25 protein-coding genes, 1 pseudogene and 1 riboswitch are annotated in these 25772 nt (G+C 71.9%); of the genes and pseudogenes, 15 read left to right on the top strand and 11 right to left on the bottom strand.

The window, feature by feature from the left end; all coding sequences use genetic code 11:
- Positions 1–31: 31 nt before the first annotated feature.
- Positions 32–1615, bottom strand: coding sequence for a beta-N-acetylhexosaminidase (locus AC067A_RS05305; RefSeq protein WP_478614812.1), 1584 nt, complete (start codon positions 1613–1615; stop codon positions 32–34).
- Between the two features lie 209 nt (positions 1616–1824).
- Between AC067A_RS05305 and AC067A_RS05310 the strand changes: the two genes are divergently transcribed.
- From AC067A_RS05310 to AC067A_RS05335, 6 genes are all read left to right on the top strand, one after another.
- Positions 1825–2442 (top strand): 2-oxo-4-hydroxy-4-carboxy-5-ureidoimidazoline decarboxylase, encoded by a 618-nt coding sequence (locus AC067A_RS05310; protein ID WP_478614815.1) that lies wholly within the window; start codon positions 1825–1827, stop codon positions 2440–2442.
- A 192-nt stretch (positions 2443–2634) separates the two neighbouring features.
- Complete coding sequence (gene sdhC, locus AC067A_RS05315) at positions 2635–3015, top strand: succinate dehydrogenase, cytochrome b556 subunit (RefSeq protein ID WP_015035721.1); 381 nt, start codon at positions 2635–2637, stop codon at positions 3013–3015.
- Between the two features lie 8 nt (positions 3016–3023).
- The gene (locus AC067A_RS05320; protein WP_478614818.1) at positions 3024–3500 is read left to right on the top strand and encodes a succinate dehydrogenase hydrophobic membrane anchor subunit; all 477 of its coding nucleotides are present in this window, start codon (positions 3024–3026) and stop codon (positions 3498–3500) included.
- Between the two features lie 25 nt (positions 3501–3525).
- A complete protein-coding gene (sdhA, locus tag AC067A_RS05325) occupies positions 3526–5280 on the top strand; it encodes a succinate dehydrogenase flavoprotein subunit (RefSeq protein ID WP_478614821.1) in 1755 nt (584 codons plus the stop codon).
- Positions 5280–6038 carry a succinate dehydrogenase iron-sulfur subunit gene (locus AC067A_RS05330; RefSeq protein WP_041130880.1) on the top strand — a complete coding sequence of 253 codons (759 nt, stop codon included), beginning with the start codon at positions 5280–5282 and terminating at the stop codon, positions 6036–6038. Before sdhA ends, AC067A_RS05330 begins: the two co-directional genes overlap by 1 nt.
- An 83-nt stretch (positions 6039–6121) precedes the next feature.
- Positions 6122–6679: a hypothetical protein gene (locus tag AC067A_RS05335; protein WP_478614826.1), complete on the top strand. Its 558-nt coding sequence runs from the start codon at positions 6122–6124 to the stop codon at positions 6677–6679.
- A gap of 146 nt (positions 6680–6825) precedes the next feature.
- Here AC067A_RS05335 and AC067A_RS05340 read toward each other — a convergent pair whose 3' ends face one another.
- A complete protein-coding gene (locus tag AC067A_RS05340; protein ID WP_478614828.1) occupies positions 6826–7377 on the bottom strand; it encodes a MarR family winged helix-turn-helix transcriptional regulator in 552 nt (183 codons plus the stop codon).
- An 86-nt stretch (positions 7378–7463) separates the two neighbouring features.
- Here AC067A_RS05340 and AC067A_RS05345 point away from each other — a divergent pair, with 86 nt between their 5' ends.
- Complete coding sequence (locus AC067A_RS05345; protein ID WP_478614831.1) at positions 7464–8687, top strand: MFS transporter; 1224 nt, start codon at positions 7464–7466, stop codon at positions 8685–8687.
- 257 nt (positions 8688–8944) lie between these two features.
- Here AC067A_RS05345 and AC067A_RS05350 read toward each other — a convergent pair whose 3' ends face one another.
- Positions 8945–9748 (bottom strand): alpha/beta fold hydrolase, encoded by an 804-nt coding sequence (locus tag AC067A_RS05350; RefSeq protein WP_478614833.1) that lies wholly within the window; start codon positions 9746–9748, stop codon positions 8945–8947.
- A gap of 125 nt (positions 9749–9873) precedes the next feature.
- Between AC067A_RS05350 and AC067A_RS05355 the strand changes: the two genes are divergently transcribed.
- Genes AC067A_RS05355 through AC067A_RS05365 form a run of 3 tightly spaced genes read left to right on the top strand, consistent with a single transcriptional unit; the run spans position 9874 to position 11509 of the window.
- A complete protein-coding gene (locus AC067A_RS05355) occupies positions 9874–10308 on the top strand; it encodes a hypothetical protein (RefSeq protein ID WP_478614835.1) in 435 nt (144 codons plus the stop codon).
- A 9-nt stretch (positions 10309–10317) separates the two neighbouring features.
- The gene (locus AC067A_RS05360; RefSeq protein WP_478614837.1) at positions 10318–10740 is read left to right on the top strand and encodes a thiol-disulfide oxidoreductase DCC family protein; all 423 of its coding nucleotides are present in this window, start codon (positions 10318–10320) and stop codon (positions 10738–10740) included.
- 10 nt (positions 10741–10750) lie between these two features.
- Entirely contained in the window at positions 10751–11509 is a 759-nt protein-coding gene (locus AC067A_RS05365; RefSeq protein WP_478614840.1) for a TetR/AcrR family transcriptional regulator, read from the top strand.
- Between the two features lie 49 nt (positions 11510–11558).
- On the opposite strand, the gene AC067A_RS05370 is transcribed toward AC067A_RS05365, so the two are convergent.
- The 3 genes from AC067A_RS05370 to AC067A_RS05380 form a co-directional block, all read right to left on the bottom strand.
- Positions 11559–13112, bottom strand: a complete 1554-nt coding sequence (locus tag AC067A_RS05370; RefSeq protein WP_478614843.1) for an ABC transporter substrate-binding protein — start codon at positions 13110–13112, stop codon at positions 11559–11561.
- A gap of 197 nt (positions 13113–13309) precedes the next feature.
- Positions 13310–14731 carry a metallophosphoesterase gene (locus tag AC067A_RS05375; RefSeq protein ID WP_478614846.1) on the bottom strand — a complete coding sequence of 474 codons (1422 nt, stop codon included), beginning with the start codon at positions 14729–14731 and terminating at the stop codon, positions 13310–13312.
- Between the two features lie 26 nt (positions 14732–14757).
- The gene (locus AC067A_RS05380) at positions 14758–15012 is read right to left on the bottom strand and encodes an SCO4848 family membrane protein (RefSeq protein ID WP_478614849.1); all 255 of its coding nucleotides are present in this window, start codon (positions 15010–15012) and stop codon (positions 14758–14760) included.
- A gap of 229 nt (positions 15013–15241) precedes the next feature.
- On the opposite strand from AC067A_RS05380, the pseudogene AC067A_RS05385 reads away from it, so the two are divergent.
- Positions 15242–16012, top strand: a pseudogene (locus tag AC067A_RS05385) (D-alanyl-D-alanine carboxypeptidase family protein); the annotation flags it as partial.
- Between the two features lie 289 nt (positions 16013–16301).
- On the opposite strand, the gene AC067A_RS05390 reads toward AC067A_RS05385, so the two are convergent.
- On the bottom strand, positions 16302–17360 hold the full coding sequence (locus tag AC067A_RS05390) for a YihY/virulence factor BrkB family protein (protein ID WP_478614852.1): 1059 nt from the start codon (positions 17358–17360) through the stop codon (positions 16302–16304).
- A 206-nt stretch (positions 17361–17566) separates the two neighbouring features.
- Here AC067A_RS05390 and AC067A_RS05395 point away from each other — a divergent pair, with 206 nt between their 5' ends.
- Complete coding sequence (locus AC067A_RS05395; RefSeq protein ID WP_478614855.1) at positions 17567–18322, top strand: decaprenylphospho-beta-D-erythro-pentofuranosid-2-ulose 2-reductase; 756 nt, start codon at positions 17567–17569, stop codon at positions 18320–18322.
- Positions 18323–18396: 74 nt separating this feature from the next.
- Here AC067A_RS05395 and AC067A_RS05400 read toward each other — a convergent pair whose 3' ends face one another.
- Positions 18397–18993 (bottom strand): 2'-5' RNA ligase family protein, encoded by a 597-nt coding sequence (locus AC067A_RS05400; RefSeq protein ID WP_478614857.1) that lies wholly within the window; start codon positions 18991–18993, stop codon positions 18397–18399.
- 91 nt (positions 18994–19084) lie between these two features.
- A complete protein-coding gene (gene trpS, locus AC067A_RS05405) occupies positions 19085–20098 on the bottom strand; it encodes a tryptophan--tRNA ligase (RefSeq protein ID WP_478614860.1) in 1014 nt (337 codons plus the stop codon).
- A gap of 56 nt (positions 20099–20154) precedes the next feature.
- Between trpS and AC067A_RS05410 the strand changes: the two genes are divergently transcribed.
- Both AC067A_RS05410 and AC067A_RS05415 read left to right on the top strand, forming a co-directional pair.
- Positions 20155–20751: an RNA polymerase sigma factor gene (locus AC067A_RS05410; protein WP_478614863.1), complete on the top strand. Its 597-nt coding sequence runs from the start codon at positions 20155–20157 to the stop codon at positions 20749–20751.
- Positions 20744–21547 (top strand): hypothetical protein, encoded by an 804-nt coding sequence (locus AC067A_RS05415; RefSeq protein ID WP_478614866.1) that lies wholly within the window; start codon positions 20744–20746, stop codon positions 21545–21547. Before AC067A_RS05410 ends, AC067A_RS05415 begins: the two co-directional genes overlap by 8 nt.
- 232 nt (positions 21548–21779) lie before the next feature.
- Here the strand turns inward: AC067A_RS05415 and AC067A_RS05420 are convergent, their stop codons facing one another.
- The gene (locus tag AC067A_RS05420; protein WP_478614869.1) at positions 21780–23048 is read right to left on the bottom strand and encodes a serine hydroxymethyltransferase; all 1269 of its coding nucleotides are present in this window, start codon (positions 23046–23048) and stop codon (positions 21780–21782) included.
- 71 nt (positions 23049–23119) lie between these two features.
- A riboswitch (ZMP/ZTP riboswitch) is annotated at positions 23120–23210 on the bottom strand.
- Between the two features lie 116 nt (positions 23211–23326).
- Between AC067A_RS05420 and rocD the strand changes: the two genes are divergently transcribed.
- A complete protein-coding gene (gene rocD / locus AC067A_RS05425; protein ID WP_478614872.1) occupies positions 23327–24532 on the top strand; it encodes an ornithine--oxo-acid transaminase in 1206 nt (401 codons plus the stop codon).
- A 54-nt stretch (positions 24533–24586) separates the two neighbouring features.
- On the opposite strand, the gene AC067A_RS05430 is transcribed toward rocD, so the two are convergent.
- Complete coding sequence (locus AC067A_RS05430; RefSeq protein WP_478614875.1) at positions 24587–25771, bottom strand: glutathionylspermidine synthase family protein; 1185 nt, start codon at positions 25769–25771, stop codon at positions 24587–24589.
- Position 25772 lies beyond the last annotated feature (1 nt).

The following is a 25772-nucleotide window of genomic DNA, read 5'->3' on the forward strand; positions in this document are numbered from 1 at the left end:
CGACCGCGTCCACGGAGAACGTCAGGTCGCGTCAGCGCACCCGCGCCGCCAGCGCCCTGAACTGCTCCCAGGTCAGCGCCGGTTTCGCCGGGTCCCAGACCTTCTGGGCGAAGGCGGCCAGTGGGGTGCGGATGCCGGCCGCCACCTGCGCCTGGGTCTGGGCCCTGGACAGGTCGCACCAGACGGCGAAACGGGCGCCGAGGATCTGGGGGTCGTACCGCGCGGGGACGGCGGTGGAGCCGCGCAGGACGCGCGGGGTCCACTGCTCGTAGATCCGGCGGCCGGTGGGGTACGGGAACTTGTTGGGCTCGCCCAGGATGTAGTAGAGGTAGTCGTCGTTGAGGTTGATCAGCTTGCGGCCCTCGCTCAGGTACGAGACGGGCAGCCGGGCGCCGATCTCCCGGCCCGTCCAGTACTCCACCTGGAGGTCCTTCGCGGGGCTGACGACGCCGCCGGTGAAGAAGCCGTCGTTCCAGGCCTTGAGGGTCTTGCCGGTGGGCCGGACGACGGCCGCGCGGTCGTTGAGCCAGCCGGTGGCCAGGTCCTGGACGCGGCCGGACGCGCCGTACTTCGCGCGCGCCGCGCGGGCCAGCTGCGGGTAGCTCGCCTCGGGGTCACTGGCCATGAGGGCCACGTACTCGTCGGCGCCGAGGTGCCAGTACGCCCCCGGGAAGAGTCCCGTGTACTCGCGCAGCAGCTCGTCGACGATCTTCGCCGCGTCCGGGTCCGAGATGTCGACGGTCCCGCGCGGGGCCCGGCCGCTCGCGCTGACGAGCTGGAGGTCCGGGTGGGCGGCGATGACGGCGCCGAGGTGCCCCGGCGAGTCGATCTCGGGGATCACCGTGATGTGGCGGCTCGCCGCGAGGGCGATGATCCGCCGCACCTCGGCCTTGGTGAGGTGCTGGGCGGAGACGATCTCGGGGTGGCTCTCGGACTCGATCCGGAAGCCCTGGTCGTCGGAGAAGTGCAGGCCGAGCTGGTTGAGCTTGAGGTCGCCCATCTCGCGGACGCGGTCCTCCAGCCAGGCGGCCGTGAAGTGCTTGCGGGCGATGTCCACCATGAGCCCGCGCTGCGGCTTGGCGGGCCGGTCGGTGACGGTCCCCTCGGGCATGGCGCCGGTGGCCTTCACCGACTGCTTGAGCGTGCGGGTGCCGTAGAAGACGCCGGCCTCGTCGGGCCCGCTGATCCGCACCCGGCCGTCCCCGACGGTGAGGGTGTACGACTCCGGGGCCCCGGTCCCGCCCAGGGCCAGCTCGACGTCCCCGGGGCCGGCGGCGACGGCGCCGCGGTAGGGGATGCCGAGCTCGCCGGCGATCAGCTTCCCCTCGTCGGCCAGGCCCGCGCTGTCCGCGGCGAGGACGACCCCGCCGGTGGCCGCGGGCTTCCAGCCGGGGCCGCGGGCGGGCTCGTGATCGCGGACGGCGGGCACGGTCCGGGGCGCGCTCGACAGCGGGTAGGTCCGGGTCGGCGTGGGTGTCGGCGTCGGTGTCGGGGAGGGCGGTGGCGCGCTCGTGGGCACGGCGCTCGCCGACGTACCGGCGGAGGAGGCGGAGGCACCGGACGGAGATCCGTTCGAGCAGGCCGCCACGGTGACCAGTGCCACCGCGGTCGCCATCAGCGCGGGGCCCCTACGGGGCCTCCGAATGGAGTACCGCATCATTCGGAATCCTCCCGTACGGATCGCGGTCCGGCCAGTCGGCCGGTGGAGCGGCGGTGTGATCCCGGGCCGAGCGGAACCCGGGCGTCCATCACATGTTCCGAAACTCTCCCTTCCGGGTGAAATTCGCGCATCCGTCGGACACTTCCCTCATCCCGTCGATAACGTTGCGTCACGCCCACCCCACCCGTCCCGGAGTACCGGAGCCCACGCTGACCAGCGACACCCACGCCCCCTGCCGGAAGCCGGGCTCCACGGACACGCCTGCCATACCTGCCCAGCAGACCCACCCCCGGCACACCGGTGGACTCGTCGCGTTCAACGCGGCCGCGCCCGCCGAGGCCGAGGCCCTGCTGCTGTCCTGCTGCCACAGCCGCCGCTGGGCCGAGCGGGTGGCCGCGCACCGCCCCTACCCCACGGTGGACGCCCTGCTCGCCGCAGCCGACGAAGCCGGGTACGACCTGTCGCGGACCGAGCTCGACACGGCCCTGGCCGCCGAGTCCTCCGTCCTCCCGCACCCCGGGGCCCCGCCGGCCGCGCTGACGGCGCTGCGGGCCGCCCACGCCGCGTACGAGAGCAGCTTCGGGCACGCCTTCGTGATCAGCCTCGACGGGGTGCGGCCCGGGGAGCGGCTCGACCAGGTCCTGGTCGGCATCCGGTCACGTCTCGGCAACGAACCGGAGGAGGAGCGGGTGGTCGCGGCCGACGAACTGCGCCGGCTCGCCCGCGCCCGGCTGTCCTTCCGGCTGGCCGAGGGGCTCACACCCCGACACTCCGAACCGTGAATCCGTCCGGAATACGGCGATTCCGGCCTGTGCGATAGCCCGTCCGTGCCTGTTTGATCACACCTATGGACCCCGCGCGAGCGAACCGACAAGTCGTCGCTACGATGACCGGGGCCGGTGGACCGTACCCGGCCGGGTCAGACCGACAGAGAAGCCGGCCGACCCTGATCCCCGCTCCCGGAGGGTTTTTCCGTGCCGGCTGGAACGCTGTACCGCGGCCGGGAAGGAATGTGGAGCTGGGTGGCTCATCGAGTCACCGGCGTCCTCATCTTCTTCTTCCTGTTCGTACACGTGCTGGACACCGCTCTCGTCCGCGTCTCCCCCGAGGCGTACGACGAGGTCGTCGCGACCTACAAGACGCCGATCGTCGCTCTTCTGGAGTACGGCCTCGTCGCAGCCATCCTCTTCCACGCGCTGAACGGCCTCCGGGTCATCGCCGTGGACTTCTGGTCCAAGGGCCCGCGCTACCAGAAGCAGATGCTCTGGACCGTCGTGGGCATCTGGGTCGTGCTGATGGCGGGCTCGCTGTACCCCGTCCTCGGCCACGCCGCACGTGAACTGTTCGGGAGCTGACGCCACTCATGTCCGCTGACACCTCCGCCGCGATCGGCCCCGTCGAGGGCGGCTCCCACTACGACGTGGAGAACCCCGCGCCGTACATCGAGGCCCCCCGCAAGCGCACGGGCAGGACCCCGCGCGCGACCCGCGGCAACTTCGAGATGGCCGCGTGGCTCTTCATGCGCCTCTCGGGCGTGGTCCTCGTCGTCCTGGTCCTCGGCCACCTGCTGATCCAGCTCTTCCTGGACGGCGGCGTCTCCAAGATCGGCTTCGCCTTCGTGGCCGGCCGCTGGGCGTCCCCGTTCTGGCAGGTCTGGGACCTCCTGATGCTCTGGCTCGCCATGCTGCACGGCGCCAACGGCCTCCGTACCGTCATCAACGACTACGCGGAGCGGGCCAACACGCGCCTGTGGCTCAAGGGCCTGCTGTACACCGCCACGGTGTTCACCATCCTTCTGGGCACGCTGGTGATCTTCACCTTCGACCCGAACATCCGCTAGGCACGGGGCTGAGGTAATCCACGTCATGAAGATCCACAAGTACGACACCGTCATCGTCGGCGCCGGTGGCGCCGGCATGCGCGCCGCCATCGAGGCGACGAAGCGCAGCCGCACCGCCGTGCTGACGAAGCTCTACCCCACCCGCTCCCACACGGGCGCCGCGCAGGGCGGCATGGCCGCCGCGCTGGCGAACGTGGAGGAGGACAACTGGGAGTGGCACACCTTCGACACGGTCAAGGGCGGTGACTACCTGGTCGACCAGGACGCCGCCGAGATCCTGGCGAAGGAGGCCATCGACGCCGTCCTCGACCTGGAGAAGATGGGCCTGCCGTTCAACCGCACCCCGAACGGCACCATCGACCAGCGCCGCTTCGGCGGCCACTCCCGCAACCACGGCGAGGCCCCGGTCCGCCGGTCCTGCTACGCCGCGGACCGCACCGGCCACATGATCCTCCAGACGCTGTACCAGAACTGCGTCAAGGAGGGCGTGGAGTTCTTCAACGAGTTCTACGTCCTGGACCAGCTGATCACCGAGGTCGACGGGGTCAAGCACTCCGCCGGCGTCGTCGCCTACGAGCTGGCCACCGGCGAGATCCACATCTTCCAGGCCAAGGCCGTGATCTACGCGTCCGGCGGCACCGGCAAGTTCTTCAAGGTGACCTCCAACGCGCACACCCTGACCGGTGACGGCCAGGCTGCCTGCTACCGCCGCGGCCTGCCCCTGGAGGACATGGAGTTCTTCCAGTTCCACCCGACGGGCATCTGGCGCATGGGCATCCTGCTGACGGAGGGCGCCCGCGGTGAGGGCGGCATCCTCCGCAACAAGGACGGCGAGCGCTTCATGGAGAAGTACGCGCCGGTCATGAAGGACCTCGCGTCCCGTGACGTCGTCTCCCGCTCCATCTACACGGAGATCCGCGAGGGCCGCGGCTGCGGTCCCGAGGGCGACCACGTCTACCTGGACCTGACGCACCTCCCGCCGGAGCAGCTCGACGCCAAGCTCCCGGACATCACCGAGTTCGCCCGTACGTACCTCGGCATCGAGCCGTACACGGACCCGATCCCGATCCAGCCCACCGCGCACTACGCCATGGGCGGCATCCCGACGAACGTCGAGGGTGAGGTCCTGGCGGACAACACCACCGTCGTCCCGGGCCTGTACGCGGCCGGCGAGGTCGCCTGTGTCTCCGTGCACGGCGCCAACCGTCTGGGCACCAACTCGCTGCTCGACATCAACGTCTTCGGCAAGCGGTCCGGCATCGCCGCCGCCGAGTACTCCGCCAAGCACGACTTCGTCGAGCTTCCGGAGAACCCGGAGTCGCTGGTCGTCGCGCAGATCGAGAAGCTGCGCAACTCCACGGGCAACGAGCGGGTGGCCGACATCCGCCGTGAGCTCCAGGAGACGATGGACGCCAACGTGATGGTGTTCCGTACGGAGCAGACCATCAAGACGGCCGTCGAGAAGATCGCCGAGCTGCGCGAGCGCTACGAGAACGTGTCCGTCCAGGACAAGGGCAAGCGCTTCAACACGGACCTCCTGGAGGCCATCGAGCTGGGCAACCTGCTCGAACTGGCCGAGGTCATGGCCGTCTCGGCCCTGGCGCGCAAGGAGTCCCGCGGCGGTCACTACCGCGAGGACTACCCGAACCGCGACGACGTCAACTTCATGCGCCACACCATGGCGTACCGCGAGGTCGGCGAGGACGGCTCCGAGACCGTCCGTCTCGACTACAAGCCGGTCGTCCAGACCCGCTACCAGCCGATGGAGCGTAAGTACTGATGGCTACCCCCGTACTGGACAAGGTCGAGGCGGAGTCCGCCGCCTCCCCGTACATCACGGTCACGATGCGGATCCGCCGCTTCAACCCCGAGGTGTCGGACGCCGCGGTCTGGGAGGACTTCCAGATCGAGATCGACCCGAAGGAGCGTGTGCTCGACGCCCTTCACAAGATCAAGTGGGACGTCGACGGCACGCTGACCTTCCGCCGCTCGTGCGCGCACGGCATCTGCGGCTCGGACGCGATGCGGATCAACGGCAAGAACAGGCTCGCCTGCAAGACGCTGATCAAGGACATCAACCCCGAGAAGCCGATCACGGTCGAGGCCATCAAGGGCCTGACGGTGCTCAAGGACCTCGTGGTCGACATGGAGCCGTTCTTCCAGGCGTACCGGGACGTCATGCCGTTCCTGGTCACCAAGGGGAACGAGCCGACCCGCGAGCGCCTGCAGTCCGCCGAGGACCGCGAGCGCTTCGACGACACCACCAAGTGCATCCTGTGCGCCGCGTGCACGTCGTCCTGCCCGGTCTTCTGGAACGACGGCCAGTACTTCGGTCCGGCCGCGATCGTCAACGCGCACCGCTTCATCTTCGACTCGCGTGACGAGGCGGGCGAGCAGCGCCTGGAGATCCTGAACGACAAGGACGGCGTGTGGCGCTGCCGCACGACGTTCAACTGCACGGACGCCTGCCCCCGTGGCATCGAGGTCACGAAGGCGATCCAGGAAGTGAAGCGCGCGCTCATCACGCGTCGTTTCTGACCTCTGGGTCCGGTGCTTCGGCCCGCTTCTGTACGCTGCGGCGTGCAGGAGCGGGCTTTTCTCTTTGTGAAGGACGGGGACTGATGAGCGAGCCGAACCCTTACGCGGACGGTGAGTACAAGTGGGGGCCTGGGCAGCAGGGCGGCCCGTCCGGCACTCCGGCGTACGGCTATCCGCAGGACGCACCCGGCTACGGGTACCCGCAGGCCGGGTCCACCCCGGCGGCCGGCGTGCCCTACCAGCCGACCCTGCCGGGCGGGGTGCCGATCCCGCCGCCGCACGCGCCGGCCGGCTCGGGGGCGCCCCTGCTGAGCCTCGGTGACATCACCGTCGTCGGCGACCAGATCATCACGCCGGCCGGATCGATGCCGCTGAAGGGCGCCGTGTGGAACGCGATGGACATGTCGCGGACCGAGGAGAAGCTGCCCACCGTGGCGATCGTGCTCGCCGTCGTCTTCTTCATCTTCTGCCTGCTCGGCCTGCTGTTCCTCCTGATGAAGGAGAAGACCACCACGGGCTTCATCCAGGTCACGGTGACCAGCGGCGGCCGGCACCACTCCACGATGATCCCGGCGACCGGGCCGGACACCATCCACTGGGTCATGGGCCAGCTCAACTACGCCCGCTCGCTGAGCGTCTGACGACCGGCAGGGGCGTCCCGGGCGGGCGCGTCGAGGTCGTGACCTCCGCGGTCCCCTGTGACGCCCCTACGGCTCCCGGGACGGTCACCCGGTACAGCGGCATCAACACCTTCGTCGTCGGTCTCGTGATCGAGGAGGTGACGGGGTCAGCCGTGCCAGCCGGTGGTGGGAGTGGTGGACTCGGCCTGGACCATGATCCGGCGGAGCATGTCGTTGAGGAGGGTGCGTTCGGCGGGGTCGAGGACGCCGAGGAGGCGGTACTCCTCGTGCCCGAGGACGTCCATGGCGCCCCGCCAGGTCTCGTGACCGGAGGCGGTGAGTTCGACGACGACCCGGCGCCGGTCGGTCGTGGACTGGGTGCGGCGGACGAATCCGCGCTTCTCCAGGGCGTCGAGGCGGCCGGAGACGGAGGCGGGGGCGAGGTCGAGGTCCTGGGCGAGTTCGGAGGGCGCGGCGCTGCCGCCGCGGCCGGCGAGTTTGTGCAGGGTGTCGAACTCGTGGCGCTCCAGGTCGAAGTCGACGAGGGACTGCTCCCTGACCCGGCGGAGGTGGACGGAGAGCTTCTTCATGCGGGTGACGGCGCCTTCGACGACGGGGTCGAGCGCGGGCAGGACGGGCTGCCAGCGGGCGACGTGCTCGTCGGTCCAGTCGCGCGGCTCGGGCGCGTGTGGGGCCGGTGGTTCATCGGGAAGCGCCATGAGGTGATCGTACGTCGGGAGACGGTTCGCCTCCCGGGAAAGTATTTCGTTGGCGAATTATTCGGGACCGAAATACTCTGCGACTCATGCCTGTCACCTCCGAGGACACCGTCGCGCCCGCTCCCCTCCCCCACCCCCTCCGCACCCGCCCCTTCCGGCTCCTCTTCACCGGCCGCGCCCTCTCCCTCCTGGGCGACGCCGCCATCCCCGCCGCCCTCGCCCTCGCCGTCCTGGAGGCCACCGGCTCGACGGCCGCGCTCGCCCTCGTGCTCGGCTGCGCGATGGTCCCCAAGCTGCTCCTGCTGCCCCTGGGCGGAGTCGTCGGCGACCGCTTCGACGCCCGTACGGTCGCGCTGACCACGGACCTCGTCCGCTGCGCCACACAGCTCCTCGTCGGCGTGCAGCTGCTCGGCGGCACGCCGAGCCTCGCGGTCCTCGCGGTCGCCGAGGCGGTGGGCGGCGCCGCCGGCGCCTTCGCCATGCCGACCGTGTCACCGCTGGTGAAGGGGACGGTGGCGGCCGCGTCGCTGCACCGCGCCAACGCGGCGATGGGGGTCGCCCAGAGCGCCACCCGGCTCGGCGGGCCCGCGCTCGCGGGCACCCTGGTGCTGACCGTGGGCCCGGGGTGGGCGTTCGTCCTGGACGCGGCCACGTTCGCCGTCAGCGCCCTGCTCCTGACGGCCGTGCGGGTCGAGCGGGTGCCGATCCCGCGCCGCTCCCTCCGCGCCGACCTGGCGGAGGGGTGGCAGGAGGTCCGGTCCCGGGACTGGTACTGGACGAGCCTGATCGGGCACAGCGCCTGGAACGGGGCCGCGGCCGTCCTGGTGACCCTCGGGCCCGCCATCGCGGTGCACCGGCTCGGCGGGGCCGCCACCTGGGTCATCCTGCTCCAGGTCGGCGCCGCGGGCTTCCTCCTGGGGGCACTGCTCGCCGACCGGGTCCGCCCCCGGCGCCCCATCCTGACCGCGAACCTCGGACTCGCCACGTACGCGCTGCCGCTGGTCCTGCTGGCCGTCGCCGCGCCCGCTCCGGTGACGATCGCGTCCTACGGGCTGGCGCAGGCGGGCCTCGGCTTCCTCTCCCCCGTGTGGCAGACCGCCGTCCAGCGGGCGGTGCCCGCCCACGCGCTCGCCCGGGTCACCTCGTACGACTGGCTGCTCTCGCTCGCCGCCATGCCGCTGGGGTACGCGCTCGCGCCGCTCGCCGCCTCCGCCTGGGGGCCCGAAGTGCCCCTCGTCGCCGCCGCGGTGGTGGTCGGCGGCTGCTGCCTGGGCACGGCGCTCGTACCGGGCGTGCGGCGGTTCAGGTAGGGGTGAGGGCGTCAGTGGGGCCCCTGCCGTCGTCGGCACGGCTCCTGGAGACCGTGGAGACCGAGCGAGGGGCGGAACCGGTGCGGCGACTCCTCGCAGGGATCACCGCGCGGCGCTGACGCCCTGCAGAGGTCAAGCCCAGGCGCGCCCGCGGGAATCCGGTCCAGGGGCGCCTGTGGGCGTCCGGTCCGGGCGCGCCTGTGGGCGTCCGGTCCGGGCGCGCCTGTGGGCGTCCGGTCCGGGCGCGCCCGCGGGGGTCATCCGGCCACGGTCTCCTGGGGAGCGCCGTCGGCCGTCCGCGCGGTCTCGGCGAGGAAGGCGACGAGCAGGCGGGCGGTCTCCTCCGGGCGTTCCAGGGCGGGGAGGTGGCCGGCCCAATCGAGGTCGAGGGGGCGGGCGGCGGGGAGGAGGCGGGCGAGTTCGGCGGCGACGGCCCGGAAGTCGGGCACGTCGTGGGCGCCGGCGGCGACGAGGGCGGGCACCTTGATGCCGGCGATCTCCTCCTTGGTCACACCGGGGTTGACGGGGTGGTGCTCCTCGGGGGCGGCGAGCTGGACGTCGAAGATGTGCCGCTGCGCCTCGCGGACGAGGGCGCGGTCGGCCGGTCCGGCCTCGGGGCCGAGCCAGGTGTCGACGTTGAGCTCGACGGCCGCGTCGAGGTCGCCCGCCTCGATGAGGGCGTCCTCGCGGGCGCCCCAGGCCCGGAGTTCCCGGCTCGGCTCCATGCCGGGGATGCCGGAGGCGAGCAGCGCGAGCGCGCTGACGCGGTCGGGGTGGCGGACGGCGAGCTCCAGGGCGACCCGGCCGCCGAAGGAGGATCCGACGACGGCGGCGCGGTCGACGCCGAGGTGGTCGAGGAGGTCCCGCACGTCGTCGGCGTGGGTGTGCGAGGCGTCCATCGGGCTGTCGCCGAAGCCGCGGAGGTCGCAGCGGACGACCCGGTGTCCGGCCTCGGCGAGGGCGGAGAACTGTCCGTCCCACATCCGGCGGTCGCAGACCCCGGAGTGCAGCAGGACGACGGTCGAGGGGCCGTGGCCGGCCTGGTCATGAGAGAGCGTCATTCGGCCGACCCTATGCGGCCGCTGGATCTTTGGCCATCGCATTCCCCCAGCGACTTGAACACGTTCAAAGAGAGGTCTACAGTCATGCACGTCAGCTTTTGAACGTGTTCAAGGGAGGGTGGGGCATGGACCTCACTGTCGTCGCGTACATCACCTATCTGCTGATCAGCGTGGCCCTCACGATCTGGGTCGCGCGGACGCTGAGCCGCAACGGGAAGGTCTTCCTCGCGGACGTCCTGCGCGGCAACGAGAAGCTCGCCGACGCGGTCAACCACCTCCTGGTGGTCGGCTTCTACCTCGTCAACTTCGGCTTCGTCGCCCTCTATCTCGGCCAGGACGACGCCGTCCTCGACGCCCGGGCGCTCTTCGAGGCCCTCTCCGTCAAGCTCGGAGTCGTCCTCCTCGTCCTCGGCGTCATGCACCTCGGGAACGTGTACGTGCTCAACAAGATCCGCCGACGCGGAGTCATGGAGCGCGAACAGGTGCCCCCGGTCCACCCGCAGGGCTGGACCGCGACCCCCAAGGGCGGCCCCTGGGCCCCGCCGGCGCCCCAGCGCTGAGCGGGAACCGTGCCGACCCCGACCGCGCCGACGACCCCCGTCGGACACCTGACCGTCCTGTACGACGCCGACTGCCCGCTCTGCGTGCACCTCAGGCACTGGCTGCTGCGGCAGCGGCAGCTCGTCCCGCTCGACCTCGTACCCGCCGGGTCGCAGGAGGCGGCGCACCGCTTCCCGGACCTCGACCACGCCGCCACCCTGCGGGAGATCACCGTCGTCGGGGACCGGGGCCAGGTCTACCGGGACACCGCCGCCTGGATCGTCTGCCTCTGGGCGCTCGCCGACCACCGGGCCATGGCCCACTGGCTGGCCACCCCCGCCGGCCGGCCCTTCGCGCGGGGGACGGTCCTGGCGGCCGCGAAGTGGCGCGCCGCCCTGAAGGGGCCGTCCTGCGCGGACGGGCCCTGCGAAGTGCCCGGTACGCCCGGCTAGGCTCGGCTCCGTGAAGGACGTGAACGAAGAGAAGAAGGCCGACGACAAGAAGGCCCCCAAGAGCGAGCAGACCCGCACGCTCATCCTCGAGACCGCGCTCCGGCTGTTCAGGGAGCGCGGTTACGACAAGACGACGATGCGGGCCATCGCCCAGGAGGCCGGGGTCTCCGTCGGCAACGCGTACTACTACTTCTCGTCCAAGGAGCACCTCGTCCAGGGCTTCTACGACCGGATCGCCGAGGAGCACCAGGCGGCCGTCGAGCCCATCCTGACCGGCGCCGAGAAGGACCTCACGGCGCGGATCCGCGGGGTCTACCTCGGCTGGCTCGACATCGCGGAGCCGTACCACGAGTTCGCGTCCCAGTTCTTCAAGAACGCCGCCGACCCGGACAGCCCGCTCAGTCCGTTCTCGCCCGAGTCCGAGGGCCCGCGCGAGGCCGCGATCGAGGTGCACCGGCGGGTCATCGCCGGCGCCTCGGTGAAGGTCGACCCCGAACTGAAGGAGGCGCTCCCGCAGTTGCTGTGGCTCCAGCAGATGGGCCTGGTGCTGTTCTGGGTGTACGACCGCTCGGAGGGCGCGGCGAACAGCCGGCGCCTGGTGGAGCGCCTCGCGCCGGTCACCGCCCGCGCGATCTCGCTCTCCCGCTTCCGCATCCTGCGCCCGCTGGTCAAGGAGACGCACGAGCTGCTCTCCGACTTCATGCCCACGGCAGCGGGAATGGCGGCCTCGGGCATGCCCGGGCGGGCCGCCGCGAAGCCGCCGGCCTGATCGGCACGACACCCCCTGGGGCCCGTCCCGCGGACGGGCCCGAGCGGGCTCAGATCCAGGCGAGTTCCCACAGGCGCCAGATGCCGGTGCCGTCCGTGAGGTACTGGGAGCCGGCGACGGCCTCTGTGGAGAGGACGTAGTCCTTCTTCTGCCACAGCGGGATCAGCGGGACGTCGCCGGCGACCAGGCTCTGGATCTCCCGGAAGTCCGTGGTGGCGCGGGAGCGGTCGCTGTACTGCTGCGTCGAGGAGATCAGCGTGTCGATCGGCTTGCTGGAGAAGCCGTTGTGCAGCGTGTTCTGCGTGCCGACGAGCGGCGCGGTGAAGCTGTCGGAGTCGGGGAAGTCGGGGAGCCAGCCGACGGTGTACGCGTCGTAGGCGCCGCGCGCGTACCCCTTCTGGAAGTTCTGCCAGTCCGCCTCGACGACCTCGACCTCGAAGAGGCCGGTCTCCTCCAGCTGCTTCTTGATCTCGGCGGTCTCGGCCGCGTAGGTGGCGTCCTTGCGGAACCCGAAGGTGAACTTCACCGGCGTGGTGATGCCGGCCGCCCGCAGGAGCCGCTTCGCCTTCTTGGCGTCGGGCGCCGGGTCGAGGTCGTAGAACGCGGTGCTGTGCCCGACGAAGCCCTGAGGGATGAGGGAGTACAGCGGCTCGACCGTGCCCTTGTAGGCGGTGGTGGTGATCGCCGGGCGGTCGATGACGGCGGCGACGGCCTGCCGCACCGCCCTGTTCGCCATCGGCGAGCCGGGCCGCACGTTGAAGTTGATGTTGCGGATCTCCGCGCTCTCCGCCTCGGTGACCCGGGTCCCGTCGCCCGTCTCCAGGGTCGACAGGTAGTCCGGCGGGAGCTGCCGGTGCGTGACCTGGACCTCCTTCGCCTTCCACGCGGCGGAGAGCTCCGCGGACTGGCCGAAGTACTTCACGAGGACCGGGCCGCCGGCCTTGGTGACGGCGCCCTTGTAGTTCGGGTTGGGCTCCAGGCGGGCGGACTCGCCCTCCTTGTACTCCTTGAGGACGTACGGGCCGGAGCCGTCGACCGCGTTGCCGGCCCGCAGGCCGCCCGCCGGGTACTGGCTGCTGTCGACGATCGAGCCGGCGCCCGTGGCCACCTTCAGCGGGAACGTCGCGTCCCGGCCGCTCAGGCGGAAGGTGACGGTGCGCCCCTCGGCCGTGACGCTCTTCAGCGTCGGAAACAGCGGCTGCGGGCCGACGTCCGTCTTGATCCGCAGCATGCGCTCGAAGGAGTACTTGACGTCCTCGGCGGTCACCTTGCGACCGCTGGAGAAGCTGAGGTCGTCGCGGAGCGTGCACTGGTACGTCGTGAGCTTGGTGCCCACGAACTTGCAGCTCTCGGCGGCGTCGGGGACCGGCGCGCTGAAGCCCGGCTTGAACGTCAGCAGCGACTGGAAGACGTTGCTGTACATGGCCCAGGAGCCGGCGTCGTAGGCGCCGGCCGGGTCCAGTGAAGTGACCTCGTCGGTCGTGCCGACGGTGATCGGGTCGGTCCGGCCGTCGTCGGAGGGCAGGAGTTGCCAGCCCCCCGCTCCGGCCGCCACCAGTACTCCACAAGTGATGAGGATCCGAAGACGGACCGTCGACCGCATTTGCCGTGCTTCCTTCATTTGGTGCCACCCCAGAAGCGACGAACCCCCCGATCACGCCGCGATGGCGTCATCTCATCACACCGTTTTCACAAGTGGAAGAGAAAACTTTCACACCACAGGTATATGTCCGGGATATGAGAATTTAAGTCGATGAGCAGCACGTATCGACCTCGCAGCAGGGAGTGACCTGATGCCGATTAGGCCTGTTTCGAGGCGAGTTCGACGATCGTGATGTCGGACGGCGCCCCGACCCGGACCGGCGGCCCCCAGGCTCCCGCGCCACGCGACACGTACAGCTGGGTGTCGCCGTACCGTTCGAGCCCGGCGACGGTCGGGTTGGCCAGATCGGCGAGGAGGTTGCCGGGCCAGAGCTGGCCGCCGTGGGTGTGCCCGGAGAGCTGGAGGTCCACGCCGTGGCGCACGGCGTCGTGGACGACGATCGGCTGGTGCGCCAGGAGGACGGCGGCGCGGGCCCGGTCGCGGTCGCCGAGCGCCCGCACGAAGTCGGGTCCCCGGCCCTCGCTCTCCCCGGCGACGTCGTCGACGCCGGCGAGGTCGAAGCCGGCCCCGATCTCCACGCGCTCGTTGCGCAGCGGTCGCAGACCGAGTTCGCGTACGTGGTCGACCCAGGCGTCGGCGCCCGAGAAGTACTCGTGGTTGCCCGTCACGAAGAACGAGCCGTGGCGGGCACGGAGCCGGGCGAGCGGTTCCGCGGCGGTGCCGAGGTTCTCGACGGTGCCGTCGACGAGGTCGCCGACGACCGCGATCAGGTCGGGCTGGGCGGAGTTGATCGTGTCCACGATCCGCTGGGTGTGCGCGCGGCCCAGGATCGGCCCGAGGTGGATGTCGGAGACGACCGCGATCCGGTAGCCGTGCGCGGCGCGCGGCACCTTGGCCAGCGGAACGGTGACCCGCTTGAGCCTCGGGCCGCGCAGCACGCCGTACGTGCCGTACCCCACCGTCCCGACCGCGACGGCGGCCGCCGAGCCGGCGACGACCCGCGAGACGAACAGCCGGCGGGAGAGGTCGGAGGGGGCGGGCTCCGCCGGGGTCGTGACGGGAACGGTGGTCGGATCGGAAGCCGGAGAGAGATCCGGAGCCGCAGCCGGAACCGGAGAGGGATCCTGAGCCGGGGCCGGGGCCGGGGCCGGAGCGGGAGCCGGGGCCGGGGCCGGAGCGGGAGCGGGAGCCGGGGCCGGGGCGGGATCGGGAGCGGGAGCCGGGGCCGGGGCGGGAGCCGAAGCCGTGACCGAAGCCGGAGCCGGAGCCGGTACGGGCTCCGCCGGGGCGCCGGCCGCCGCGCGGCGGGCGAGCCAGGCGCGCAGGACGGGGCGGACCGCCTCGCCGACGACCAGCGCGAGGGTCACGTAGAGGAGCAGGGCCAGCCACAGGAACCCGGGCCAGGCGACGGCCCGCTGGAGCGCGAAGGGGGCGTCCGCGCGACCGGAGACCAGGGCGGCGAGCGACAGCAGCGGCAGGACCACCAGGGCGGCCGTGCCGAGGCGGCGGGGGACGCTCCCCGGCGCCGTCACGTCCCGCACGAGGCGCCGCCACACGTACCGGTGGACCGCGCCGAGCAGCGCGAGGACCACGACCAGGACCAGCAGGAAGACGACCACGACCCGAACCCCCTCTTCCTTCGCGGTCAGGCGCTGTGACCGGCGTCGCGGCGCCCGGCGCGCACACCGCGCAACCCGATCGCCCCGATCACCGTCCCCAGGACAAAGGACGTGACGGCGAGCAGCAGGTGCACCCAGAAGTAGGCCGTCGGATCGCCGGCGTCGTCGAAGGCGAGGCCGCTCCCGTCCTTCCAGAGGTTCTTGACGAAGGTGATCCAGATGAACCAGCTCCACACCCCGAAGGCGAGCAGGAACCAGGAGACGCGGCGGCTGAGCTTCATGGCCCCAGTATCACCGTCCGCCTCCCGGGCCCCGCGTCCGGGTGGACGAGCCCGGACGAACCGCCCGGTGGGGTTCGGATCCCTGTTCCGTACCTGTACGTTCTCGACCGTGTCTGCTTCGAAGAGGACCGCCTGCGCGGTCGCCGCTGCTGCCGTGCTCCTGCCCCTCGTCACCGGCGCACCCCCCGCCTGGGCGGACGAGGACAAGCAGCCCAAGCCTCCCGCCGTCATGTCGAAACTCGGCGGCCCGCTGCTCGGGCAGCCCGGCACGCAGGTGAAGCTCGGCCCCGGCGCCCCGGTGCTGCCGAAGGAGCTGTCCGGGCGCTCCTGGATCGTCGCGGACGCGGAGACCGGCGCGGTCCTCGCCGCGCACAACGCGCACTGGCCGCTCGCCCCGGCGTCCACCCTCAAGATGCTCTTCGCGGACACCCTGCTGCCGAAGTTCCCCAGGACGCAGAACCACCTGGTCACCGGCCAGGACCTGGCCGGGATAGGAGAGGGCTCCAGCCTGGTCGGCATCAAGGAGAAGCAGACCTACAGCGTCCACGACCTGTGGCTCGGCGTCTTCCTCCGCTCGGGCAACGACGCCGTGCGCGTGCTGACCAGCATGAACAACGGGCTCGACCAGACCGTGACCGACATGAACGAGCGCGCGGCCGAGCTCCAGGCGCTCGACACCCACGTGGTCTCGCCGGACGGCTACGACGCCCCGAACCAGCTCTCCTCCGCGTACGACCTGACACTCATCGCCCGCAGCGGCATGCAGAAGCCGGACTTCCGCGAGTACGCCGCCACGCCCCGCGCCGCCTTCCCCGGCGAGGCCAAGCCGGGCAAGCAGCGCGAGACCTTCGAGATCCAGAACACCAACCGGCTCCTCACCGGTGACCTCGGCGTCGCCCCGTACCAGGGCATCGCCGGGGTCAAGAACGGCAACACCACGCACGCGGGCGCGACCTTCACGGGGGTCGCCGAGCGGAACGGCAAGGTGCTGCTCGTCACCGTCATGAACCCGTCCTCGAAGGAGCAGCACGCGGTCTACCGGGAGACCGCCCGGCTGCTCGACTGGGGCTTCGCCGCGTCCGGGAAGGTGACCCCGGTGGGCGAGCTGGTGCCGCCCCGGTCGGCCCGCACGGAGACGGCGGCCCCGGACGACGGCACGGCGCCGGCTCCGGCGCCCGGCAAGAACGCCCCGGCCGAGGCCGCGGCCTCGGGCAGGTCCGGCGGTGTGGGGATCGCGCTCGCCGTGGCGGGCGGCGTCCTCCTCCTCCTGGCCGCCGCGGTCTTCCTCGTCAACCGCCGCTGGCCGCTGGCCGCGTCGGCGGCTCTCCGCCGTCGCTCCCCGTCCCAGGACGACCCGAAGAGTGAGGAGCCCCAGGAGTCTCAGGAGTCCGAGAAGTCTCGGAAGTCCGAGGAGCCTCAGGAGTCCGGGGAGTCTCAAGAGGCCGGGAAGCCCCAGGAGTCTCAGGAGTCCGGGGAGTCTCGGGAGCCTCAGAAGTCCGGGGAGAAGACCCCGTAGCCGTCCAGGCCGCGCAGAACAGCAGGAGTTTCGCGGTGAAGTTGATCCACAGGAGCAGGGCGACCGGGACGCCGAACGCGCCGTACATCGACTTCGCCGCGATCCCCTTCATGTAGCCGCCGAGCAGCAGCTTGAGCAGCTCGAAGCCGACCGCGCCCATGAGCGCCGCCACCACCAGGCGGCGCCGGGGCGGTTCCACGCCGGGCAGCAGGGTCAGGACGTACAGCAGGATCAGGAAGTCGGCGACGACGGCGACGAGGACGGCCGCCGCCTGGAGGAAGAAGCCGCCCGCCCCGTCGCCGGGGATGCCGATCCGGTCGGCGCTCCAGCCGACGGCGGTGGAGCCGAGCCAGGAAGCGGCCAGCGAGGCGAGCGCCACGCCGCCGAGCCCGACCAGGATCAACGCGTCCTTGCCCTTGAGCAGGATCGGGTTGCCCTCGACGTCGTCGAGGCCCCACACCGCGCGCAGGCACTCCCGCATGGAGCCGATCCAGCTGATGCCGGTGAGCAGCAGGAGGGCGCCGGCGACGAGCCCGACGGTGCCCGCGTTGTCGACGAGTCCGCCGATGTCGAGCTGGTCGGAGATGCCGGGCACCTGGTCGCCGACCTTCTCCTCGATCCGGTCGAGCTGGTCGTCGGTGAGGAGGGCGGCACCGACCGCGGCGGCCACGGTGATCAGCGGGAAGAGGGCGAGGAAGGACAGGAAGGTGATCGCGGCGGCGAGCCGGGTCCAGTGGGCCGCGTCGAGGGTCTCGTAGGAGCGCCATGCGTGGGTCCGCATGAGACGGGTGACCACGGGGCCGATGACGGGGAGCTTGGTGAGCCAGTCCATGTCCTACGCGTGCCCCTTGTTCCGTGAGTTGACCGGAGTACGAGAATCCCCCGCCGGGCCGCGCAGACCCGCGACCGACATCCCGAAGCAATACCGCCTCATCGGACATATACGGCTATACGGTCACCCTCATGGTTGTCGCGACCGGTCCGGGCCGGTCCCCAGCCGGACCCGTCCCGTCGTCCCGCCCTCCGAGGAGCACCCCCATGAAGGACGCCCCCGGCCTCCCGAAGTCCCTGCTCGTCCTCGGCGGCACCTCCGAGATCGGGCTCGCCACCGCCCGCCGGCTGATCGCGCGCCGCACCCGCACGGTCTGGCTGGCCGGCCGCTCCTCCCCCGCCCTGACGGCCGCCGCCGACTCGTTGCGCCGGCTCGGGGCCGAGGTGCACACCGTGCCGTTCGACGCGCTCGACACCGCGTCGCACGAGGAACGGCTCGGCAAGATCTTCACCGAGGGCGACATCGACATGGTGCTGCTCGCCTTCGGCGTCCTCGGCGACCAGGCGAGCGACGAGTCCGACCCGGTGGCCGCCGTCCGGGTCGCCCAGACCAACTACACGGGCGCCGTCTCCTCCGGCCTGGTGTGCGCGGGCGCGCTCCAGGACCAGGGGCACGGCTCGCTCGTGGTGCTCTCCTCGGTGGCGGGCGAGCGGGCCCGCCGCGCCGACTTCATCTACGGCTCGTCGAAGGCGGGGCTCGACACGTTCGCCCAGGGCCTCGGGGACGCCCTGTACGGGACCGGCGTGCGCGTCATGGTCGTACGCCCCGGGTTCGTCCGTTCCAGGATGACCGCCGGGCGCGCCGCGGGGCCGCTCGCGACGACTCCCGAGGCGGTCGCGAGCGCCATCGAGCTGGGGCTGCGGCGGCGTTCGGAGACGGTGTGGGTGCCGGGGGCGCTGCGGGTGGTGACGGCGGCCGTGCGGCACGCGCCGAGGCGGCTCCTCCGGCTTCTGCCGGTGTGAGCCCGGGCCCCCGCGGGCTTGGCCGTCGGCCCAGGGGCCCACGGGCGCGGTGGTGCGGTGGCGCGGTGGTGCGGTCAGCCCGCCGGCGTGGCGGTCGGGGTGTCGACCGGGCTGCCGCCCTGCGAGGGGACCGCGGGGACCGGCCGGCCACTGCCGAACTGGTAGTCGTACAGCTTGCGCCACACGCCGTCCGGGCCCTGCTCGTACAGGGCGAAGGAGCGGCAGGTCCAGGCCGCCTCGTACCCGGCGAGCTCCTCGAACGCCCGGTCCATCCCCTCCTCGGAGATGCCGTGCGCCACGGTGACGTGCGGGTGGTACGGGAAGTGGAGCTCGCGCACCAGCGGCCCGGCCTCGTCCCGGATCCGCTGCTGGAGCCGGTCGCAGGGGGACGCGCCCTCCTCGACCTTCACGAAGACGACCGGCGACAGCGGACGGAAGGTCCCGGTGCCCTTCAGGCGCACCGGGAAGGGCTGGTGCCCGGCGGCGACGTCCGCCAGGTGCGCCTCGATCGCCGGCAGCCGTTCCTCGGCCACCTCGGTCGGCGGGACGAGGGTGACGTGCGTGGGAATGCCGTACGCGGCAGTGTCCCCGAAGCCGGCGCGCCGCTCCTGGAGCAGGCTGCCGTAGGGCTCCGGGACCGCGATCGAAACGCCGAGCGTTACGGTCCCCACGTCGTTCTCCTCCGTCGTCGGTCGATGTGTGCAAGGTGGTGCAGCCGCCAGTGTGCGGCCTGCACCACCCTTGTGGCCAGGGCCCTTGGACTCAGTGCTTGGCGGGCAGGAAGCCCATCCGGTCGTACGTCTGCGCCAGCGTCTCCGCCGCGACCGCCCGGGCCTTCTCCGCTCCCTTGGCCAGGACCGAGTCCAGCGTCTCCGGGTCGTCCAGGTATTCCTGGGTGCGGGCCCGGAACGGCGTGACGAAGTCCACCATGACCTCGGCCAGATCCGTCTTCAGCGCGCCGTACATCCTGCCCTCGTAGCTCTTCTCCAGGTCCGCGACGGACGTGGCGGTGAGCGTGGACATGATCGTGAGCAGGTTGGAGACGCCGGCCTTGTTCTCCGGGTCGAAGCGGATCACCGTGTCGGTGTCGGTGACCGCGCTCTTGACCTTCTTCGCGGTGGTCTTCGGGTCGTCCAGGAGGTTGATGAGGCCCTTCGGCGTGGACGCCGACTTGCTCATCTTGATCGTCGGGTCCTGGAGGTCGTAGATCTTCGCCGTCTCCTTGAGGATGTACGGCTTGGGGATCGTGAACGTCTCGCCGAAGCGGCCGTTGAAGCGCTCCGCGAGGTCGCGGGTCAGCTCGATGTGCTGGCGCTGGTCCTCGCCGACCGGGACCTCGTGGGCCTGGTAGAGCAGGATGTCCGCGACCTGGAGGATCGGGTACGTGAAGAGGCCGACGGTGGCGCGGTCGGCGCCCTGCTTGGCGGACTTGTCCTTGAACTGGGTCATGCGGGAGGCCTCGCCGAAGCCGGTGAGGCAGTTCATGACCCAGCCGAGCTGCGCGTGCTCGGGGACGTGGCTCTGGACGAAGAGGGTGCAGCGCTCCGGGTCGAGGCCGGCCGCGAGCAGCTGGGCGGCGGCGAGCCGGGTGTTCGCGCGGAGCTCGGCGGGGTCCTGCGGAACCGTGATGGCGTGCAGGTCGACGACCATGTAGAAGGCGTCGTGGGACTCCTGGAGGGCGACCCACTGGCGGACGGCGCCGAGGTAGTTGCCGAGGTGGAACGAGCCTGCCGTGGGCTGGATTCCGGAGAGCACGCGGGGACTGTCAGAGGCCATGCACATCATTCTCTCAGGTGTGGGAACCGATCCCCGTCGACCGGTGTATCAAGAGTGTGAGGACGCGGGAGGGGGGCCTGGTCGACGACGAGGCCGTGGTGATCGCACGGGTGCGCGCCGGAGAGCCGGAGGCGTACGCGGAGTTGGTCCGCGCGCACACGGCGGTGGCGCTGAGGGCGGCGGTGGCGTGCGGCGCGGGTCCGGACGCCGAGGACGTGGTGCAGCAGGCGTTCTTCAAGGCGTACCGGACGCTGGGGCGGTTCAGGGAGGGCTCGGCGTTCCGGCCGTGGCTGCTGCGGATCGTCGCCAATGAGACCAGGAACACAGTGCGCTCGGCGGGTCGGCGGCGTGCCGTCCACGACCGGGAGGCGGATCTGCTGGGGGCCGAGCCGCTGATACCGGAGTCGGCGGACCCCGCGGTCGCGGCCGAGGCGCGGGAGGGGAGCCGGCGGCTGTGGGAGGCCCTGGACGGGCTCGCCGAGGACCACCGGCTGGTGGTCGTCCACCGCTATCTCCTGGAGCTGGACGAGACGGAGACGGCGCTGGCCCTCGGCTGGCCGAGGGGGACGGTGAAGTCCCGGCTGAGCCGGGCGCTGAAGAAACTGGGACGGGTGCTGGAGGAAGGCCTGGAGGGAGGTGGGGAGCGTGGCTGACGAGGGTCTGCCGGACGAGCTGCGGGAGCTGGGGCGGCGGCTGCGGGTGCCGGACGTGGACGGCGAGTCGATGGCCGAGCGGGTGCTCGCGCAGCTCCTCGCCGAGCGGGTGCCCGCTCCGGAGCCGGAGCCGGTGCCCCGGTCGGGCCGGTGGTGGTGGGCGCGGGCCCGGGCGTGGGCGGGCGGGCGGTGGCGGGTCCTGGTGGCGGGGCTGACCGGCGTGCTGGTCGTGCTCGTGCTGACGCCTCCGGTGCGGGCGGCGGTGGCGGACTGGCTCGGCTTCGGCGGGGTCGCCGTGCGGTACGACCCGGACGGCCACCGGGTCCCGCCCGGCGGCGTGGTGCCGGGCTGCCCCGATCCGGTGTCCCCGGCCGAGGCCGCCCGGCTCGCGGGCTTCGAGCCGTTGATACCGGGCGTGCTCGGCCCGCCGGACGCCGCCGTGGTGACGGGATCGGCCGAGCGGGGGCGGGCGGTGATCAGCCTGTGCTGGCGCGAGGGGGAGCGGACCGTCCGGCTCGACGAGTTCCCCGCGCGGCTCGACATCGGCTTCGCCAAGCAGGTCACCACGCCGCCGCGCTGGGTCGACCTCCCCGACGGCGCCCACGGCTACTGGTTCGCGTCCCCGCACCTGCTGACCTTCCCCATGACGGACGGCACGGGCGAGGCCTGGACCCACCGGGTCCGCACGGCGGGCCCCACGCTCCTCTGGACGACGAACGGCGGCGCGCTCACCTTCCGCCTGGAAGGCATACCGGACCCGGAGCGGGCCCGCCGCACGGCGGAGTCGGTCGGCTGACCGACCGGGTCGGACCGTGACGGCGGGATCGCGCCGGCGGGGCCTGCTCGACGGGGCGGGGCCTGCTCGAAGGGGCGGGGCCGCCCCGACCGGGTCAAGGTCGTGGCGGCGGGCTCGCGGAGGCCCTGGCCGGCTCGGTGCGGGCGGACGAGCGAGCCGGCCAGGGGCGGGCGGACGGGCACGCCGGCCGGGGTCAGGCGAGCCGGGCCGGCCGGGGGCAGGCCGGGAGGGGTCAGGCCGGGAGGCCCGGGGCCGGGTGGGCGGCCATGAGGTCGGAGACCTCGGCGCGGAGGGCGCGGAGGGCGTCCTCGTCGCCCGTGCCGGCGGCGGCGACGCCGCGGTCGATCCACTCGGCGACCTGGGCCATGTGTTCCGTGCGGAGGCCGCGGGAGGTGAGGGAGGGGGTGCCGATGCGGATGCCGGAGGGGTCGAAGGGCTTCCGGGAGTCGTAGGGGACGGTGTTGTGGTTGACGACGATCCCGGCCCGGTCGAGGGCCTTCGCGGCGACCTTGCCCGGGACCTGCTTGGGGGTGAGGTCCATCAGGATCAGGTGGTTGTCCGTGCCGCCGGAGACCAGGTCGAAGCCGCGCGCGAGGAGCGCGTCGGCGAGGGCCTTGGCGTTGGCGACCACGGCGTGGGCGTAGTCGCGGAAGGAGGGCTGGGACGCCTCGTGCAGGGCGACGGCGATGGCCGCGGTGGTCTGGTTGTGGGGGCCGCCCTGGAGGCCGGGGAAGACGGCCTTGTCGAGGGCCTTGGCGTGCTCCTCGCGGGACATGAGCATGGCGCCGCGCGGGCCGCGGAGGGTCTTGTGGGTGGTGGTGGAGACGACGTCCACGTGCCCGACCGGGGACGGGTGCGCACCGCCCGCGATGAGGCCGGCGATGTGGGCGATGTCGGCGACGAGCACGGCGCCGGCCTCGCGGGCGATCTCGCCGAAGGCGGCGAAGTCGATGGTGCGGGGCAGTGCGGTGCCGCCGCAGAAGATGACCTTCGGGCGCTCCTTGAGGGCCAGTTCGCGGACCTCGTCGAAGTCGATCAGGCCGGTGTCCTGGCGTACGCCGTACTGGACGCCGCGGAACCACTTGCCGGTGGCGGAGACGCCCCAGCCGTGGGTGAGGTGGCCGCCCATCGGCAGGGCCATGCCCATGACGGTGTCGCCGGGCTCGGCGAAGGCGAGGTAGACGGCGAGGTTGGCCGGGGAGCCAGAGTAGGGCTGGACGTTGGCGTGGTCGACGCCGAAGAGGGACTTGGCGCGCTCGACGGCGAGGCTCTCGACCTGGTCGATGTTCTGCTGGCCCTCGTAGTAGCGGCGGCCGGGGTAGCCCTCGCTGTACTTGTTCTGGAGGACGGTGCCGGAGGCTTCGAGCACGGCGGCGGAGACGTAGTTCTCGCTGGGGATGAGGCGCAGGGTCTCGCTCTGCAGCCGTTCCTCGGCGCCGACGAGGGCGGCGAGTTCGGGGTCGGCGGCGGCGAGGGCGGGGTGCTGCTGCGGGCTGGTCATGGTGGTGTCCTCCGGGCGTCGGCGGGTCCCGGGGCACTGCGTGAGGCGCGGCGCCACGCGGGACGTCGGTCCCGTGACGCCCAGGCGGGCGGCGCCTCGTGTGGTCTGCCGCGCACGGCTCCCCCGGGGTCCCTTCCCCGTACGCCAGTCGCCGTGCGTGTTTCCACCCTAGCGGGCGCGCCGTCGCCGAGGTTTCCCCGTCCGGCATCCGAGCGACGATATGAAAGGGGCCACAGCCCCCTGGGTCACCCCCGAGCCGCAGGACGAACGGAGATCCCGTGTCGAGGACAGAAGACGCGATCGCTGCCGCGGACGCGCACAGCGCACACAACTACCACCCCCTTCCGGTCGTCGTCGCCTCGGCGGACGGGGCCTGGATGACGGACGTCGAGGGCCGCCGCTACCTCGACATGCTCGCCGGGTACTCGGCGCTCAACTTCGGGCACGGCAACCGGCGTCTGATCGACGCCGCGAAGGCCCAGCTGGAGCGGGTGACGCTGACGTCCCGGGCCTTCCACCACGACCGCTTCGCCGAGTTCTGCACGCGGCTCGCGGAGCTGTGCGGCAAGGAGGCGGTGCTGCCGATGAACACGGGGGCGGAGGCCGTCGAGACGGCGGTGAAGACCGCCCGGAAGTGGGGGTACGAGGTGAAGGGCGTGCCGGACGGGCACGCGAAGATCGTGGTCGCGGGGAACAACTTCCACGGCCGGACGACGACCATCGTCAGCTTCTCCACGGACCACGAGGCGCGGGACCACTTCGGTCCGTACACGCCGGGGTTCGAGATCGTGCCGTACGGGGACCTGACGGCCCTGGACGCGGCCGTCACGGAGAACACGGTGGCGGTGCTGCTCGAACCGATCCAGGGCGAGGCGGGCGTCCTGGTGCCGCCGGCCGGCTATCTGGCGGGGGTGCGGGAGCTGACGCGCCGGCGGAACGTGCTGTTCATGGCGGACGAGATCCAGTCGGGTCTGGGCCGGACGGGCCGGACGTTCGCGTGTGAGCACGAGGGCGTGGTCCCCGACGTGTACATCCTGGGGAAGGCGCTGGGCGGTGGTGTGGTGCCGGTGTCGGCGGTGGTCGCCGACACCGGTGTGCTCGGGGTGTTCCGGCCGGGTGAGCACGGGTCGACCTTCGGCGGGAACCCGCTGGCCTGTGCGGTGGCCCTGGAGGTGATCGCGATGCTGCGGACGGGCGAGTACCAGGAGCGGGCGGCGGAGCTGGGCGAGCACCTCCACGCCGAGCTGGGGCTGCTCGTCGGCGGCGGGGCGGTGGAGGCGGTGCGCGGGCGCGGCCTGTGGGCGGGGGTGGACATCGCGCCGTCCCTGGGCACGGGCCGGGAGATCTCGGAGAAGCTGATGGCGCGCGGGGTCCTGGTGAAGGACACGCACGGTTCGACGATCCGGATCGCGCCGCCGCTGGTGATCTCGAAGGAGGATCTGGACTGGGGTCTGGAGCAGTTGCGGGCCGTGCTGTCGGACTGACGGCGTCCGTTCCGCCTCGGGAGCCGGCGGGGCCGGCGGGACGGGCGCCTGGTCTCAGAGGATGACGTGCGGGAGGAAGCGGGCGTACTCGTCGGTGACGAGCCCCGCCGACTCCCGTATCCCGAGTCCCGCCGCCTCGTCCCCGACGACCCACGCGCCGAGCACCACCCGGTTGCCGTCGAAGTCGGGCAGCGGGGCCAGCTCCTGGTAGCAGCAGGCCTCCCCGTCCCGTACGAAGGGCTCCGTGCCGGCCTCGTGCAGGGTGACACCCGCCCCCTCGCGGCCGAGGAGGGGCTTGGCGACCCAGCCGGTGGTCGCGGCGAGTTCGCGCGGCCCGTCGAGGTAGGCGGGGAGGAGGTTGGGGTGACCCGGGTTCAGCTCCCACAGGACCGCGAGCAGCGCCTTGTTGGAGAGCAGCATCTTCCAGGCGGGTTCGATCCAGCAGGTGGTGCCGGTGCCGCCGCCGTTGTCGAGGGTGTCGAGGACGTGCCGGCCGAAGCGGTCGGTGGTCAGCCACTCCCACGGGTAGAGCTTGAAGCAGCTGCGGATGAAGCGCAGCCGGTCGTCCACGAAGCGGCGCGAGAGGCGGTCCCAGCCGATCCGTTCGACGGAGAGCGCCTCGGTGTCGAGGCCGGCCTGCTGGGCGGTCTCGCGCAGGTACGCGACCGTCATCAGGTCCTCGCCGAGCTCGTCGCCGTCCGAGTGGGCGAAGTGGACGGGGCCGGGCGGCAGCAGGTGGGCCTGGCGCTTCCAGGCGTCGACGAGCCGTTCGTGCAGGGAGTTCCACTGGTCGGCGCCGGGGAACCGCTCCTCCATCCAGAACCACTGCGGGCTGGCGGCCTCGACGAGCGAGGTGGGGGTGTCGGCGTTGTACTCCAGCATCCTGGCCGGGCCGGTGCCGTCGTAGCGCAGGTCGAACCGTCCGTACAGGGAGGGCAGTTCGGCGCGGCGGCGCCAGGACTCGGCGACCAGGCCCGCCAGCTTCGGGTCGGTGATCCCGAGTTCGGCGAAACGATCCTTCTCGACGATGTGCGCGGCCGCCGCGAGGCACATCGCGTGCAGTTCCTCGACGACCTCCTCCAGCGCCTCGACCTCGGGCAGCGAGAAGGAGTAGTACGCGCTCTCGTCCCAGTACGGGCGCAGCGATCCGTCCGGGTGGCGGGTCAGGGGGTAGACGAGCCCCTGCTCCTCCACCGTCCGCTGCCAGCCCGGCCGGGGCTCGATGGTGTGGCGTTCCATG

Source organism: Streptomyces sp. NPDC043176, assembly GCF_056436715.1.